General features: G+C 59.2%; 16 protein-coding genes. 5 read left to right on the plus strand and 11 right to left on the minus strand.

Annotation, left to right across the window (positions count from 1 at the left end; all coding sequences use genetic code 11):
• Positions 1-39: 39 nt before the first annotated feature.
• The gene (locus AC5S27_RS13675) at positions 40-1017 is read left to right on the plus strand and encodes an ABC transporter substrate-binding protein (RefSeq protein ID WP_493935116.1); all 978 of its coding nucleotides are present in this window, start codon (positions 40-42) and stop codon (positions 1015-1017) included.
• Positions 1018-1134: 117 nt separating this feature from the next.
• Here AC5S27_RS13675 and AC5S27_RS13680 read toward each other — a convergent pair whose 3' ends face one another.
• The 3 genes from AC5S27_RS13680 to AC5S27_RS13690 all read right to left on the minus strand — a co-directional run bounded on the left by AC5S27_RS13680 (position 1135) and on the right by AC5S27_RS13690 (position 4516).
• Positions 1135-2859, minus strand: coding sequence for a hypothetical protein (locus AC5S27_RS13680; protein ID WP_493935117.1), 1725 nt, complete (start codon positions 2857-2859; stop codon positions 1135-1137).
• Between the two features lie 325 nt (positions 2860-3184).
• Entirely contained in the window at positions 3185-3874 is a 690-nt protein-coding gene (locus AC5S27_RS13685; protein WP_493935118.1) for a YdcF family protein, read from the minus strand.
• The gene (locus AC5S27_RS13690; protein WP_493935119.1) at positions 3875-4516 is read right to left on the minus strand and encodes an L-threonylcarbamoyladenylate synthase; all 642 of its coding nucleotides are present in this window, start codon (positions 4514-4516) and stop codon (positions 3875-3877) included.
• 187 nt (positions 4517-4703) lie between these two features.
• Here AC5S27_RS13690 and AC5S27_RS13695 point away from each other — a divergent pair, with 187 nt between their 5' ends.
• Genes AC5S27_RS13695 through AC5S27_RS13705 form a run of 3 tightly spaced genes read left to right on the plus strand, consistent with a single transcriptional unit; the run spans position 4704 to position 7409 of the window.
• Entirely contained in the window at positions 4704-5492 is a 789-nt protein-coding gene (locus tag AC5S27_RS13695; RefSeq protein ID WP_493935120.1) for a TrmH family RNA methyltransferase, read from the plus strand.
• Complete coding sequence (locus tag AC5S27_RS13700; protein WP_493935121.1) at positions 5489-6868, plus strand: replication-associated recombination protein A; 1380 nt, start codon at positions 5489-5491, stop codon at positions 6866-6868. Before AC5S27_RS13695 ends, AC5S27_RS13700 begins: the two co-directional genes overlap by 4 nt.
• 40 nt (positions 6869-6908) lie before the next feature.
• Entirely contained in the window at positions 6909-7409 is a 501-nt protein-coding gene (locus tag AC5S27_RS13705; RefSeq protein WP_493935122.1) for a GyrI-like domain-containing protein, read from the plus strand.
• Between the two features lie 79 nt (positions 7410-7488).
• Here the strand turns inward: AC5S27_RS13705 and AC5S27_RS13710 are convergent, their stop codons facing one another.
• The 8 genes from AC5S27_RS13710 to lnt all read right to left on the minus strand — a co-directional run bounded on the left by AC5S27_RS13710 (position 7489) and on the right by lnt (position 14301).
• Positions 7489-9660 (minus strand): protein-disulfide reductase DsbD family protein, encoded by a 2172-nt coding sequence (locus AC5S27_RS13710; protein WP_493935123.1) that lies wholly within the window; start codon positions 9658-9660, stop codon positions 7489-7491.
• Complete coding sequence (locus tag AC5S27_RS13715) at positions 9661-9939, minus strand: BrnA antitoxin family protein (RefSeq protein WP_493935124.1); 279 nt, start codon at positions 9937-9939, stop codon at positions 9661-9663.
• On the minus strand, positions 9920-10234 hold the full coding sequence (locus tag AC5S27_RS13720; protein WP_493935125.1) for a BrnT family toxin: 315 nt from the start codon (positions 10232-10234) through the stop codon (positions 9920-9922). Before AC5S27_RS13720 ends, AC5S27_RS13715 begins: the two co-directional genes overlap by 20 nt.
• Before the next feature lie 46 nt (positions 10235-10280).
• Positions 10281-10748 carry a CoA-binding protein gene (locus tag AC5S27_RS13725; protein WP_493935126.1) on the minus strand — a complete coding sequence of 156 codons (468 nt, stop codon included), beginning with the start codon at positions 10746-10748 and terminating at the stop codon, positions 10281-10283.
• 26 nt (positions 10749-10774) lie between these two features.
• A protein-coding gene (gene prfB, locus AC5S27_RS13730) for a peptide chain release factor 2 (protein ID WP_493935127.1) occupies positions 10775-11918 on the minus strand; the annotation gives its coding sequence in 2 pieces (ribosomal slippage) (positions 10775-11842 and positions 11844-11918; 1143 coding nt in all).
• 90 nt (positions 11919-12008) lie between these two features.
• Entirely contained in the window at positions 12009-12320 is a 312-nt protein-coding gene (locus tag AC5S27_RS13735; RefSeq protein ID WP_493935128.1) for a type II toxin-antitoxin system PemK/MazF family toxin, read from the minus strand.
• An 11-nt stretch (positions 12321-12331) separates the two neighbouring features.
• The gene (locus AC5S27_RS13740) at positions 12332-12565 is read right to left on the minus strand and encodes a ribbon-helix-helix domain-containing protein (protein ID WP_493935129.1); all 234 of its coding nucleotides are present in this window, start codon (positions 12563-12565) and stop codon (positions 12332-12334) included.
• A gap of 83 nt (positions 12566-12648) precedes the next feature.
• Positions 12649-14301 (minus strand): apolipoprotein N-acyltransferase, encoded by a 1653-nt coding sequence (lnt, locus tag AC5S27_RS13745; RefSeq protein ID WP_493935130.1) that lies wholly within the window; start codon positions 14299-14301, stop codon positions 12649-12651.
• A 128-nt stretch (positions 14302-14429) separates the two neighbouring features.
• On the opposite strand from lnt, the gene AC5S27_RS13750 reads away from it, so the two are divergent.
• Positions 14430-14555 (plus strand): hypothetical protein, encoded by a 126-nt coding sequence (locus AC5S27_RS13750; RefSeq protein ID WP_493935131.1) that lies wholly within the window; start codon positions 14430-14432, stop codon positions 14553-14555.
• Positions 14556-14634: the final 79 nt, after the last annotated feature.

The raw sequence follows: 14634 nt of genomic DNA on the forward strand, positions 1-14634 counted from the left end.
TAGCGTGAAAGAAAAGCAGCCCAGGGCAAGGAGCAGAGCTTGAACCGCCGGACCTTCCTCACGACCGCATGCGCCTTTGCCGGGGCCACCCTGACCGGCTGCCGCAGCAACCCCACCCGCGGCCGCAACGGCCTCATCCCCGTCCGCCTTCAGGCCGACTGGTACCCCCAGCCCGAGCAAGGCGGCTTCTACACAGGGATAGTCAAAGGTATCTATGAGGCAGAGGGCCTGGACGTCAGCATCATACCCCTCAACCCCTACGGAAGCGCCGTCCAACTGCTCGCCAGCGGTCACGCCGAATTCGGTCTTGGCTCCTCCGATGCTGTGCTCCAGTATGTCTCCAACGGTCTCCCACTCGTCGCCGTCGGAGCCACCATGCAGCACGACCCCCAGGCTCTGATGGTCCACCCGGAGTCACCAGTCCACAACTTTACCGACCTGGAAAATCGCTCCGTGGCCGCACAACCCGGCGCCACCTGGCTCCGCTACCTCGTAGGCAAATATAAGCTGAAAAACGTCCACGAAACCCCGGCCACCCACTCCGTCGCCAACTTCCTCGCCGACCCCACTTACATCCAGCAGATCTTCGCCACTAGCGAGCCATTCTTCGTCACCCGAGCCGGCGGCACCTACCGCACTCTGCTCATCAGCCAGACCGGCTACGACCCCTACCGCGTCTTCTTCACCCGTCGCGACCTCATCGAACAAAACCCCGAAGTCGTAGCCAGATTCGTCCGCGCCAGCATCAAGGGCTGGCAGGAATACCTGCAAGACCCAGCCCCCGCCAACGCCTTTATCCTTAAGCTCAACCCCGCCCAGAACCCAGACCAGATGAAGTTCACCATCCAGGCCATGAAAGACGGCAACTTCATCACGGGCGCAGACAAGTCCGGCGCAGACATCGGCAAAATGAACGCCGAGCGCTGGACAGCCCTAAACCAGCAGCTAACCAGCCTCGGCGTAATCACCAACCCCATCGACCCCACCCAGGCCTACTCACTCAAGTTCATTTCGTAATCAATGGCGTAGTTGTTGTCGCTCTGGTAGTTGTACTTGTTGTTGCCGTTGCCTTTCTTGTTTGTCATTCCCGAAGGGAATCTGCTTCTATTCCCTATTCCCTAAGCCCTGTTCCCTTCAGTAGCGCCAGCTACTGACATCCGCCCCAGCCGGCGCAGTCTTCTCAATCCGCTCCAATATCTTCGGCAAATACATCGTCTCGTAATGCAGCCGTGAATAAGCATTCGCCAGCGTAGGATCCCCATTCCAGCAATGCTCCGCCCGAGGCCCGTAAGCCACCTCGCCCTCATACGGAGGATTCTTCGTCGTCTTCAAATAATCCTCCAGCAGATACACAGCATCATTGAGCATGTAGTTATCGTCAGAGCCCACATAGATATGCAGCTTCCCTCTTAGATCCGGCCCAAGCTTCGCCCAGTCCCGCTGCAGGATGGCGTCAATGTCGTAATGCTCCTTCCAGTACTCAGCCACCTTGTGGTCGATCGCGCCCGTCTGTTTGTCGATAATCTGCATCGGATACCCATCCGGCCCCTCCGGCGAATACACCGCCTGCCAGATATCGAACTGCTCTCCTGACCGCCCATGATCCCCATACGTCGCCTCAAGCTGCGTCACGCCCTCCGTAGTCTCAAGCGTCCGCCCCAGGTAGTCGCGGTACGCCGGCTGAGCAATCCGTTGATGCGGCCCTTCGCGATAAAACGCGTTCTTGTCGTTGTAGAGATCGATGTTCGTATACGCATGAAAATCCACCGGGTCCGGGCAAGCCACAAACGCCCCGTTATAGTGCGTCGGATAAAACACCTGCACCGCCAGCGACTCCCACCCGCCCGTGGACCCACCATACAAAAACCGCGCCCAGCCCTGCCCGATCCCGCGAAACTTCTTCTCAATCGCCGGCATCAGCTCAGTCTCAATAGCATCCCCGTAGGGACCAAGGTTCGCTGAATTCACCGCATACGAATCGTCATAAAACGGATTCGCATGCTGAATCTTGATCACCATAAACCGCGGGAACTTCGCACCCGTCCACTGCTGATAAAACTTGTATGCCTCCTCCTGCTGAATGCGGTTGTACCCCGCCAGATGAAACCGCTCACTATAATCCGGCTTCAGATTCGGATCAGGCGGCGTCTCGCGAAAATCGCTGATCTCATCCGTAAAGTGATCCTCAAACACCATCTCCGGATAATGCGCCTCAGGATGTTCGTCAAACCCCTCCGGCAGCAGCACCACCGCCGACAAAAACATCGGCCGGCCCCAGAACTTCGTCAGCAGCTCACTCTGTATCTTGATCCGCCGCACATACTTCGTATCCTTCTTCTCAGGAACCGGCGGCATCACCTCCGTCAGCGAAAGCGTGTAAGGCGCGCCGCCCGGCTTCAACTGCATCTTCATCGGCTTGCTGTAAAGGTTCCCCGGCGTCATGTTCCAGTGCTGCCCCTCGCCCTGGTCCATATGCAGCTTCACCACCGACCCATCCGACCGGTGAAACGTCTCATAAAGATTCAGCACCGCCTGCACCGTATAAGTCCCGGCAGGCACATCCTTCAGACTCTTGTATGGAAATCCCTGCGCGCTGGCATCCACCGTTGCCGCAGCCCCGGGAGCCAGCCCATCCACATTCACGCCAAAGATGAGCTGCGTATTCACGCCAGCATTAATCTGCATCCGCGGCTCAGCCGAATCATCCGTAGAAAGCATCAGCAACAACCGCCCATCCAGCGGCTTCGCACTCAGCTTCTTAGGAAAGTCGATATAGAAAGTTTGCGCCACAGCAGCCGCCGAACCACACACCAGGGCAGCAGCAATCAGAAGAGTTGAAACGTATCGAAAGAGTCTCATAGCGTAAGAGACTACCACCCCAAACCAACCCAGCAATCACAAAGTACAAGACATTAAAGTTCAAAACGATATGGGTGCCCCACCCTCGCCGGGTCTTTGTTTTTCCGGATAGGTGGGAAAGACAAATGTACGTGAGTCCTTGCCGTTGTTCTTGTCTTTGCTTTGCTGTTTGTCATTCCCGGAGGGAATCTGCTGTTGTCTTTGCTTTCAAGCGAGCTATAAAGAATCAGCGAAACACCGTCATCCTGAGCAAAGCAGAACGACCTGTGGTAACCCTTGCACTTGTTTTCCTATTCCCTATTCCCTATTCCCTGATCCCTGTTCCTTATCCATCCAAATGCATTCGGAACGCCGTATAAGCCACAATCTCATGCCAAACCTGCTTCCACTCCGTAGCACTCCCCACCGCCGCCGTCTGCGGTCGCGGTGAAGTCAGCACCTCAAGCCCCTGCCGAGCACACATCTCCCGAATCCGAAACAAATGCGTAGGATCGCTGACAATCACCACCCGCTTATATCCATTCGTCCGCGCAATCACCACAATCCGCGCCGTCTGCTCCTCGGTCGTCCGGCTTGAAGTCTCGGCAATAATAGCCTTCAGCGGAACCCCGTTGGCCATCAGGAAAGCCTGCCCAACCTTCCCCTCGGAAAACTTATCCCCCGGAGCACTCCCGCCCAGCGTCAGCACAATTGGAGCGATTCCATGTTCATACAGCGCCAGAGCATGATCCAGCCGCGCCCGCAACACAGGCGAAGGCCGCCCGCCATACTCCGCCGCCCCAAAAACGCAGATCACATCCGCCGGCACAGCCTGGTCTTCATACGCAGCCCGCTCAATCTGCACATACACCCAGATGCACCAGGCCAGCGCAGAGAGCAAAGCCACGGCAATCAGGTAGACAAGCAGAAAACCAACCGCCGACCCAAACCATCCCCGCCGCCGTGGTCGCGCAGGAAGTTCCCCGTCCCGCAAAACTTCAGCGCGCACCATGCCGTCTTTCTCAGGCGTACCCATCTATCGTTGTAAGGCCAGTGCAATCTCGCTCGTCGAGATCGCCCCTTCACGCAAAATCTGCCACGACCCGCTTCCCGACAAATCTACAATCGTCGTAGGCAAAGCGTGGCCCGAAGGCCCGCCATCCACAATCAGCGGAATCCGGTCCCCAATCTGATCGCGCACACAAGCCGCATGCGCGCACTCGCTCGCACCCGCCAGGTTCGCCGACGTCGCCGTAATCGGCAGACCGAAACACTCCACCACCGCCCGCGCAATTGGCGCATCCGGTACCCGCAGCGCCACGTTGCCCGTATTCGCCGTAGACCGCAGCGGCAGCTTGCTGCCAGCCCGCACGATGATCGTCAGCGGCCCCGGCCAGAACTTCTCCGCAAGCCGGTCAAATCGGTCATCGATCTCCCGCGCCAGCTCATACGCCTGCGCCACCGAAGCAATCAGCAGCGACAGCGGCTTGTGCTTCTGCCGTGACTTGATCTGGTAAATCTGCTCCACCGCATGCAGATTCACCGGGTCCACCGCCAACCCATAGAACGTGTCCGTAGGCAATGCCACCACGTCTCCCTGCCTCAAGCAGGAGACAATGTACTCAATCCGGTCTGGCTGTGGTTCGTCGGGATGAACCCGCAAAATCTCCGCGGACAAATGCTCTACCTCAGATCGCTTATTTGAATTCCTGATTGCCCAACAAGCCGAATCAATTTGTTCCCCGGCAATCGCGCAAGTAACCGCTGCCGTTTCCCGTACTATACCCGTTCCCGCTCTTGAAATCTCACGTAACCCGTAACGCTACAATCGGCTAAGGCCCCAAGCGCGCCCGAGGCACTATCCAATGGCTCTAAGAATTGTACAGAGTAAGCAGAACCCCAGGATCAAAGAACTGCGCTCCGCACTCCTGCGCCCCGGCCGAGGCGAATCCGACCTCATCGCCCTCGAAGGCTACCACCTCGTCGAAGAAGCCCTCCGCAGTAAGATGCATCTCCAGTCCGTTTTCATCGCCCAGGGCCACGAATCTCTGCTCGATCCGCTCAAGCTCCCGGAATCGACAGAAGTCCTCGTCGTGCCCCAGGAATTGCTAGCCGAAACCGTAACCACCGAGACTCCCCAGCCCATCGCCGCGCTCACTCACCCGCGCAACTGGCCCTGGGACAGCATTCTGACGGAAAGCGCCCTGATCCTCGTCCTATCCGGCATCCAGGATCCCGGCAACCTCGGCACTATCCTCCGCTCCGCCGAAGCCTTCGGCGCCACCGGCGTCATCGCCCTCCCAGGCACTGTCACCCGCTGGAACCCAAAGGTCATGCGTGCCTCTGCCGGCAGCGTCTTCCGCCTCCCCACCCTAACCAGTTCCGAAGCCAAAGCCCTCCAGCACCTCAAGGAAGCCGGCATCCGCACCCTCGCCACCTCATCCCACAACGCCGAGCCGCTAACAAGTCACGAGCTAACCGGCCCGGTAGCCATCCTCATAGGCTCCGAAGGCTCCGGCCTCTCGCCAGAACTCACCGCCCAATGCGATGCCAGCATCACCATCCCCTGCCCTGGCCCAGTAGAAAGCTTGAACGCCGCCGTAGCCGCCAGCATCCTACTCTATGAAGCCTCCCGCCAGAGGCACAGCCAATGACCGCAGAATCCAGCCTCTTCGACACCCCCGCAACACCCCAGAGCGAAGCCCGCCGCCTCCGCGCCGCCCCGCTCGCCGAACGCATGCGCCCCCGCAATCTCGCCGAGTACGCCGGCCAGGAACACCTCATTGGCCCCGGCAAACCTCTCCGCATCCAGATCGAGCACGACGACCCCGCCTCCATGATCTTCTGGGGCCCGCCCGGCGTCGGCAAAACCTCCTTAGCCAAGATCATCGCCGCCACCACCGGCGCCAGCTTCCTAGAATTCTCCGCCGTCCTCAGCGGAATCAAGGAAATCAAGCAGGTCATGGTCCAAAGCGAGCAAGCCTCGCAGATGGGCACCCGCACCATCCTCTTCGTCGACGAAATCCATCGCTTCAACAAAGCCCAGCAGGACGCCTTTCTCCCCTACGTCGAACGCGGCACCATCCGCCTCATCGGCGCCACAACAGAGAATCCCAGTTTCGAAGTCATCTCCGCGCTCCTCTCCCGCTGCCGTGTCTACGTCCTCAAAGCCCTCGAAGAAGACCAGATCGTCACCCTCCTCCGCAAAGCCCTGGAAGACCGCGAACGCGGCCTCGGCAACCTCGAACTAACCGCCGACGAAGACGCCCTCGAAATGCTCGCAGGCTACTCCAGCGGAGACTGCCGCAACGCCTACAACGCCTTGGAAATAGCTGCTCAGATCGCCGCCCAAATCGCCTTCGACCGTAAGGAACACGGCAAACCTGGCCGCATCACCCGCGCCATCGCCGAAGAAGCCCTCCAACAGCGCGTTCTCATCTACGACAAATCCGGCGAGGAGCACTACAACCTCATCTCCGCCCTCCACAAATCCGTCCGCAACTCCGACCCCGACGCGGCCCTCTACTGGCTCGGCCGCATGTTCGCCGCCGGCGAGGACCCCATGTACCTCGCCCGCCGCGTCATCCGCATGTCCTTTGAAGACATCGGCCTCGCCGCCCCTGAAGCCCTCAACCTCTGCCTCAGCGCTCGCCAGGCCATGGAAATGCTAGGCTCTCCCGAAGGCGACCTCGCTCTCGCCCAGGCCGTCGTCTACCTCGCCCTCGCCCCCAAGTCCAACTCCGTCTACACCGCCTACAGCGCCGTCCAGGCCGACATCGAAGCCACCCGCCAGGAGCCAGTCCCGCTCCACCTGCGCAACGCCCCCACCAAGCTCATGAAAGACCTCGACTACAGCAGAGGCTACAAATACGCCCACGACGAAGAAGGCAAAGTAGCCGCCATGGACTGCCTCCCACCCTCGCTCCTGGGCCGCAGCTACTACCAGCCCACACACGAGGGCCGAGAAAAGCAGTTAGCCCAGCGGCTCGATGAAATAAGAAAAATCCGGCAGTCCAAACACAACCAATAGGCTGTACTCTCGATTCCAAGTCGTGAACGGAGCAACCAGCATGAGCAGCATCAGCCACACCACCCTGCACGAACCCCTCATCATCGCCGGCATCCAGACCCGCACCACCAACGCCGCGGAACTCTCAGGAGACGGCAAAATCGGCCCCCTCTGGCATCGCTTCTTCGCCGAAAACCTGCTCGCCCAAATCCCCCAACAGACCGGCAACAGCCTCTACGCCGTCTACTCCAACTATCAGAGCGACGAGTACGGCGAGTACGACTTTCTGCTAGGAACACAGGTGACTTCCGTGGAGAGCCTTCCACCCGGGATAACCTTTGCGGCCATAGCCACCGGACGCTACGCCGTAGTCACCACAGAAAAAGGCCCGGTATCAGAAATGGTCGCAGGCACCTGGAAAGAGATCTGGCAAATGCCCACAGAAGAGCTAGACGGCAAACGAGCCTTCCTCACCGACTACGAAGTCTACGGCGAACGCGCCACAGACCCCACCAACGCCGTCGTAGAAATCCACATAGGCCTCCAACCCGCGGCCGAATAGTTGAAAGCGGCCACGGCGAGCGTCTGAAAAGGACGGCTCGCTCGTCGTTCGAGTCGATGCTGTCTTACTGCTTTACTGCCTACTGAGTCTTGGCCTTCCGCGCAGCTTCCTCAGCAGTCTTCGCAGCATCCGAAGTAGCCTTCATCGCCGAATCCGCAGCACCCAGCGCATAAACCCGGTTCAGCCCATCCATCACAATCCCCTGCGTCAACACTTCAGGCAGCAGCACAGGCTCTCCCGACCCCGCCGGATACAGCGCATACGCCGGCACGCCACTCCGCCCCATCGAAGTCAGCACCTGCGAAATCGCATCATCATGCTCCGTCCAGTCCGCCTTCAGCAGCGCTACATTCCCTTTCTTGAACGCCTCTCCAACAGCATCCGTCCGCAGCACCACCCGCTCATTCACCTGGCAGCTAAGGCACCAGCTAGCCGTAAAATCCACAAACACCGGCCGCCCGGCAGCCCGATACTTGTCCACAGCAGCCTGCGACCAGGGCTCCCACGCCGAACTGCCGGCTGCCCCTGACCCCGTCGAAGAAGTAGTGACCACCGAAACCGACAGCGCACTGATCCCATAGATCGAAGTAGCCACAGCCGCCACAATCACCAGCCCAGCCACCAGCGAAGGCACCCGCTTCGCCGGCCATCGCCCGAGAATCCATCCAGCAATCGCCAGAAGCAGGAACATCGCCAGAAGCGCCGCCACACCCGTAGCCCCGCGCGTCTGCGCCAGCACCCACGCCAGCCAGATCACGGTCGCGAAGATCGGCACAGCAGTAGCCTGCTTCAGCACCTCCATCCAAGCCCCAGGCCGGGGCAGCAACCGCGTCCACGCCGGCTGAAACGTCAGCGCAAGATAAGGCAAAGCCAACCCCAACGCCAGCGCCGTAAAGATCACAAACGTGACAGCCACCGACTGCGTCAGCGCGAACCCCACCGCAGGCCCCATTAGCGGAGCCGTGCAAGGCGTAGCCACCACCACCGCCAATACCCCGGTAAAGAAGCTCCCAGCATACCCCTGCTTCTGCGCCAGCGAACCGCCCGCCGAAGTCAGCGTCAACCCCACCTCAAACTGTCCCGCCAGACTCAACCCCAGAAAGAACAGCAACCCAGCCGTCAGCGCCACAAACACCGGCGACTGCAACTGAAATCCCCACCCCAGCAGCGCCCCCGTCGATCGCAGCACCAGCAACGCCCCCACCAGCACCCAGAACGAAGCCACAATCCCAGCCGCATAGACCAGCCCATGCCCCCGCTGATGCGACCGCTCATGCCGCGAAGAATTCACCAGCGCCAGCCCCTTCAGAAACAGCACAGGGAACACACAGGGCATCAGGTTCAGAATGATCCCACCCAGAAAAGCCAGCCCAGCAAACTTCGCCGCATCTCCGAGGCTTCCCTTCACCGCAGCAGCAGGCACCGCCCCTGGCACAGCGGTAATCTCGTAAGCCCGCCCTCCCGAAAGCTCCACCACCCCCGTCAGCGTCGTCGGAGCAGCCGCCAGATTCGCATCCTTCTTCAGCTCCAGCACTACGCCATTCGCCACAGCAGCAGCCATCTGCGGCGAAGGATTATCAATCACATTCTGCTGATCCGGAAAGAACTGCGCATCCGTCTCTTTCTTCCCCGTAAGAATCGCCAGCTTGAACCCAGCAGCAGTAGGCGCAAACACAGCCTTCACCCCAGCCGGCAGCGGCGCAGGAATCCTCGAAATCATTCTCTCAAAGAGCGCCGCATCTGGCCCTTTCCCGGGCACGTCCTTCAGCAAATGATCGGAGACTTGAAAATCCAATCCAAGCTCAGCCTTGCCCGGAATGCAAACCTCCCGGCAAACGATCCAGCTAACCTTGCCCAGCACCTGCGTCGCGCCAGCCTTCACCGTCTTCGCCGCCGTCAGCGTGACCGGAAAGAGCGCCTCCCCCTCATATCCGTAGTCCATCAGCGGGCCATTCGGCAGCCGCTTCGGCGCCAGAAACTGCATCTCCCCCGCCGTCACACCGTCCGGCAACGTCCACCGCACCCGCGGCGGCTCCCCGGCATCCCCGGCATTCTTCCAATAAACATGCCACCCCTCATCCAGCTTGAAGTACACCCCAGCATCCGCCCGCGCCCCAGCCACCAGCACCCGCGTGGGAGCCACAAGCTGTACATGCACATGCGGCGCATCCGCCGAAGACACAGCAGCAAAAGCAGCCGGCGCCGAGATGAGAGTCGCAAAACCGAACAGAATTACCTTAGAGACTCGCATCTACCCCGTTCTCCTCATGCCGCGTTCCTGTTGCAGCCGTTCGGCCAAGAACACCTTAAGCAGCGACTGATACGGAACATCCCGCTGATTCGCCAGCAACTTCAAGTCTTCAACCATCGCAACAGGCAACCGCACGGAGATCGTTCGCAGCGTGGGTTTCAGATTGACGAACTTCGTCTTCTCCGCCTTAGCCCAGTCGAAGTACTCCGTCGAATCCGCCGTACTCCAGAACTCAAACTCTTCTTCTTTGCTCTTGAACTCAGGAATCTCTTTTTTCATGTCGCCGGTACTCCCTCGTTTCCTTTAGATTCATATCGCGCGCAGAAATTACACGAATATGCTTTGTGCGAATGGTGAAAGCAACAAACAGCAACCTTGCGTCAGCAGTTTGTCCAAGGATCCCGTATCGCTTCTCGATCAAGGAATGGGCCGAGTCGTCTTTCAACACCAATGGATCACAAAAGAAGACCTCTTCGGCTTCCGTCGGCGTCACACGATGCCGCTCCCATATCTTTCCGGAATTCCACTCATCCCACTCAAACCCGACACATTCGGTAAGTGGATTCTTTCTCATAACTTGTATATATCACATATATACCCATATCGACGTGCCAGCCGCGCTAACCGCGCGCAGCATGCTCCCGATAAATGCAATCATTCTGGATCGCCTTCACCCCAGCCGCCTCAGCCTTCGCCACAGCCTCGTCATGCTGCACCCCATCCTGCAGCCAGAGATAAGGAACATGCAGCCGGATCACATCCTCAACAATCCCCGGCACCGCATCCGAAGCACGAAAAACATCCACCAGATCGATCTTCCCACCCTCAACAGCCAAGGCAGTCTGCGCATCCTCGAGCGTGGCATAGCAAGTCAGCACCTGCCCATTCACCACCGCCTCGCTCAGCACCGGATTCACCGGCACCACGCGATACCCATGCTTCCCTAGGTAGTTGGCAATATGAAGACTAGCCCGCTCCGTCTTGTTACTAATCCCCACCACAGCAATCGTCTTAGCCGTGGTCAACATCTCATCAATCAACTTCGCGCTATCCGCCAATTCAACCACCTCAGAAATAAAGCTTTTCACACTCACACTTCACACTCGCACTGTCTCTAGACGTCCAGATCATCCCCATCATCCGATGCAACCGCCGTCCCCCGCCGCTTCATTAAAAGAAATCCGCGCAGGAACGGCTCAAGAAACCCATCCAACACCTTGTCCACGTCGCCCACCTCCACCTTCGTCCGGTGGTCCTTGGCAATGCGGTAGGGCTGCAGCACATACGACCGAATCTGCGACCCGAAATTGATCTCCAGCTTAGCGTCTTCAATATCCTTGGTAATCGCCCGCTTCTTCGCCAGTTCGTATTCGTACAAGCGGGAACGTAACATCTTCATTGCCTTATCGCGATTCTTGATCTGCGACCGCTCGTTCTGGCAGGTCACCACAATCCCCGTCGGCAAGTGCGTCATCCGCACTGCGGAATCCGTGGTATTCACATGCTGTCCGCCCTTGCCGCCCGACCGGTACGTATCAATCCGCAAATCCCCTTCGCGAATATTCACCTCGATCGTGTCATCGATCTCCGGCGAAACGTACACCCTCGCAAACGAAGTATGCCTTCGCTTCGCCGAGTCAAACGGCGAAATCCGCACCAGCCGGTGCACACCGCTCTCGCCCGCCAGCAGGCCAAACGCATTCTCGCCGGATACAGTAAACGTAGCCGACTTGATGCCAGCCTCATCCCCATCCTGCAGGTCGTTCATCTCCGTCTTGTAGCCATTCTGTTCCGCCCAGCGCAGATACATCCGCATCAACATCTCGGCCCAGTCTTGGCTCTCCGTCCCGCCCGCGCCCGGATGGACAGTGACGATCGCATTCAGAGGATCCGTCTCCCCCGAAAGCATCGTCTTCGCCTCGAGCACTTCGCAGAACTCGCGCAGCGACGCCATCTCACGCTCGAGGTCTGGCAGCACCTCTTCGGCGCCTTCCTTGGCGAGTTCGAAGTAGGCGTCAATGTCGCCCAGCCGCCGGACGAGTTCATCATCGTCGGCAATCAGAGTCTCCAGCCGCTTGCGGTCCCGCATCAACGGCTGACTCGCCGCCGGATTCGACCACAACGCCGGATCTTCCAGCTTTTTCCCAATTGCTTCTAGTTCCCGGTGCAGGCGCGCCGGGTCAAAGATACTCCCGCAGGTCGCGCACAGTATCGCGGAGGGGAGCAAAGGCAAACTCTAAATCGTTCAAAGACGCCATTTCGCTTCAAGACCTGACTTTAGGATGGATTTACAGAAATTACTTACGTTTACAGAGTAACAGTGCGTTGCGGACACACGCCCGGAGCCATCAATGTTCCTTTGGATCGCAGCCGAGGGAGAAAGCCAGAGCGGCGCAAATCTCGTCCATCCGAGCCGCATCAAGCCTCGCTACGCGCCTACCCAGCCTTTCCTGCGAGATCGTTATGGCGTTGTGCAGATTCACTGCACACGGGCCTTTCATCCCATCTTCGGTATCCAGCAGTACTTCGGAAGGAACTCCGCGAATCGTGGAGGTGACCGGCGCTACCGTGACCGTTGCCAGATAGCCAATGGCGCTGTCGCGCGTAAGCACCACCGCCGGCCTATTCTTGTCCGGAGCGGCGAAGTGAACAAGGCGCACATCTCCTCTTGCTATAGCTCCGGCCACGCCGCCTCGCTCTCCCAACCTTGCAATTCATCCAGGACAGGCGGAGTCTTCTGGTAGCCCGCGCGGTCGCGTTCCTCACGCGCCTTCATCTCCAGCCGCTGCAGATACTCCCGCAACGCCTCCCGCATCAACTGCGATCGATTCACCTGGCGGCTGCGCGCCGCCTCATCTGCAGCAATCCGAAGTTCGCTATCAAGCACGATCTGGATCGTTTCCATATGTGGAAGATACTCCACAATTAGCTCCACAATCAAGGCGAACAAAGCGAGTGAAAAGATCAATTTAATGAAAGCTCTGTTCTTTAGCGACGTAGGAGCACTCGTGCCGCCCACAAGCAAATTCCCAGCGCAACTGCGGCACACCCTTCGGCCACCCAATCCCCATGCACCGTATAGAAAGTCATCTCCGATGAATACCCAAACCGCGCCGCCAGCGCCCCCACCTGGTGCCGCGGAATACTCTGCCGCACTCGCCCCTCGGGATCAATCGCCGAAGTCACCCCATTGTTCGTATCCCGCAGAATCCACCGCCGGTTCTCCGCCGCCCGCATCCGCGCCATATTCAAGTGCTGCCAGGGCGCACTCGTATCCCCATACCACCCATCATCCGAGATATTGACAAAGACCTCAGCCCCCAACCCGGCAAACTGCCGCACCTCATCCCCAAATACGGACTCATAGCAGATAAACGTCCCAAACCGGTGCCCGTTCAACCGAAACACCTTCCGCTCCGCCCCCGTGCTCATATCCGTCATCGACTGCGCCACCTGCCGGATGAAAAACAGCACCCGCCGAAACGGCACATATTCCCCAAACGGCACAAGATGCATCTTGTCGTAACGACCTATGGACCGCCCGTCCTTCTGGATCATCACCGCTGAGTTGTAAATCAACGTCTGCTGCCCAGCCTGGTCCTCATCGAGTCCGATCGCACCCACAATCAGCGGAACACCCGAGGCAGTCACCACCTGCGCCATAGCCTCCTGAAACCGGGGATCCTTGTCCCGAAACGGCGCAGGCGACTCCGGCCAGGCCACCAAAACAGGTGTCGGAGCAACATTACAATCCAAGCTGGTTACAGAGGCACCCGTCTCCGGCATACCCGTTAGAAAACTCCCACAACTCTGCCCTGCCAATCTGCCGAACTGTGCAATCTGCCGCCTCCACTCCGCATCCGACCAGGCCGAATCACCAGCCACATCCAGATTCGGCTGCACCAGCACCGCCGTAGCCTCAGTCGGCGCGACAGGAGTCTTCTCCTTCAACCCCGCACACCCCACCAACACCAGCACCAACCCATACGCCCCAAAAGCCTTTCCCGAAAGCGCAACATCCACCACGGGAGCCCGCCGAATCACCAGACTCCGTCGCCAATAAACCACTCCAGCCGCCAGCAGCGCGTTCCCCACCGCCAGCAGAAAGCTGATTCCCCAAACCCCGGTCAAGGGTGCCAGCCGCATCAGCAGCCCATTGTCCACCTGTGAATACCCCAGCAAGTCCCACGGAAACCCCGGCACCCGCGCCAGCGCAAATTCCATCGCCACCCAGAGAAACGGCGAACCCACCAGCGCCAGCCAACGCGGCCCGCGCATAAGCGTAACCACCCGCACCAGCCCAAGCACCAGCCCAAACGCCCCAAACCAGAACCCCAGGTACAAGCTGAAAGCCACCAGCGCCACCGCCGCCATCGGCTTGTCCATCCCGCCATATAGGTGCATCGTGTCAAACACCCAATAGCAGTTCGCCCCAAACCACACCGCGCCTGAAAGCCATCCTCCCAGCAGCGACCAGCCCAACACCCAGCGTCGCTTCCGCTCCCCAACCGGCAGCCTCATCAATCCAACCAGCAGCGGTACCAGCCCAAACCACCCAAACACCCCGCGCCACGCCGGCATAGGCCCGGCCACCGGAAACGCCAAATCCAGCAGCACCGCCGTACCCACCGCCAACGCCAAAAGCCTCCATGGAATCCCACGCATGCCGCGAGTCTAGCAGAGCGCCTGGCAGGCCCCCGTCAAACGAAATGGAAGCGTTACCAACGTAAGCCCACCCGGCACACGATAATCGGGCATACAATAAGGGAATGGATTTCGGACTACTCGCAATGCACATCCTTGAGGTCATGTTCTTCGTCGGCATGGCCGGCTCTGCCATCGTTGTCGTCATCAGCTTCATTGAAGACGCCAAGGAACTCTTCGGCGAGGATTAGCATTCCCCATTGCCCCTCCCAGCGCCGAAATTTGCGACCGCGCCGAAGGCAACCCCTAAAATCCCCAACTTTCGATTGA

Source organism: Acidicapsa borealis, from assembly GCF_059115245.1.

Bases quoted from the DNA above. Each gene is read 5' to 3' on its own strand.
- AC5S27_RS13710 (WP_493935123.1), bottom strand. From the start codon at position 9,660: ATGCGAGTCTCTAAGGTAATTCTGTTCGGTTTTGCGACTCTCATCTCG.
- AC5S27_RS13700 (WP_493935121.1), top strand. From the start codon at position 5,489: ATGACCGCAGAATCCAGCCTCTTCGACACCCCCGCAACACCCCAGAGC.
- AC5S27_RS13685 (WP_493935118.1), bottom strand. From the start codon at position 3,874: ATGGGTACGCCTGAGAAAGACGGCATGGTGCGCGCTGAAGTTTTGCGG.
- AC5S27_RS13705 (WP_493935122.1), top strand. From the start codon at position 6,909: ATGAGCAGCATCAGCCACACCACCCTGCACGAACCCCTCATCATCGCC.
- AC5S27_RS13695 (WP_493935120.1), top strand. From the start codon at position 4,704: ATGGCTCTAAGAATTGTACAGAGTAAGCAGAACCCCAGGATCAAAGAA.
- AC5S27_RS13750 (WP_493935131.1), top strand. From the start codon at position 14,430: ATGGATTTCGGACTACTCGCAATGCACATCCTTGAGGTCATGTTCTTC.
- AC5S27_RS13740 (WP_493935129.1), bottom strand. From the start codon at position 12,565: ATGGAAACGATCCAGATCGTGCTTGATAGCGAACTTCGGATTGCTGCA.
- AC5S27_RS13720 (WP_493935125.1), bottom strand. From the start codon at position 10,234: ATGAGAAAGAATCCACTTACCGAATGTGTCGGGTTTGAGTGGGATGAG.
- AC5S27_RS13680 (WP_493935117.1), bottom strand. From the start codon at position 2,859: ATGAGACTCTTTCGATACGTTTCAACTCTTCTGATTGCTGCTGCCCTG.
- AC5S27_RS13715 (WP_493935124.1), bottom strand. From the start codon at position 9,939: ATGAAAAAAGAGATTCCTGAGTTCAAGAGCAAAGAAGAAGAGTTTGAG.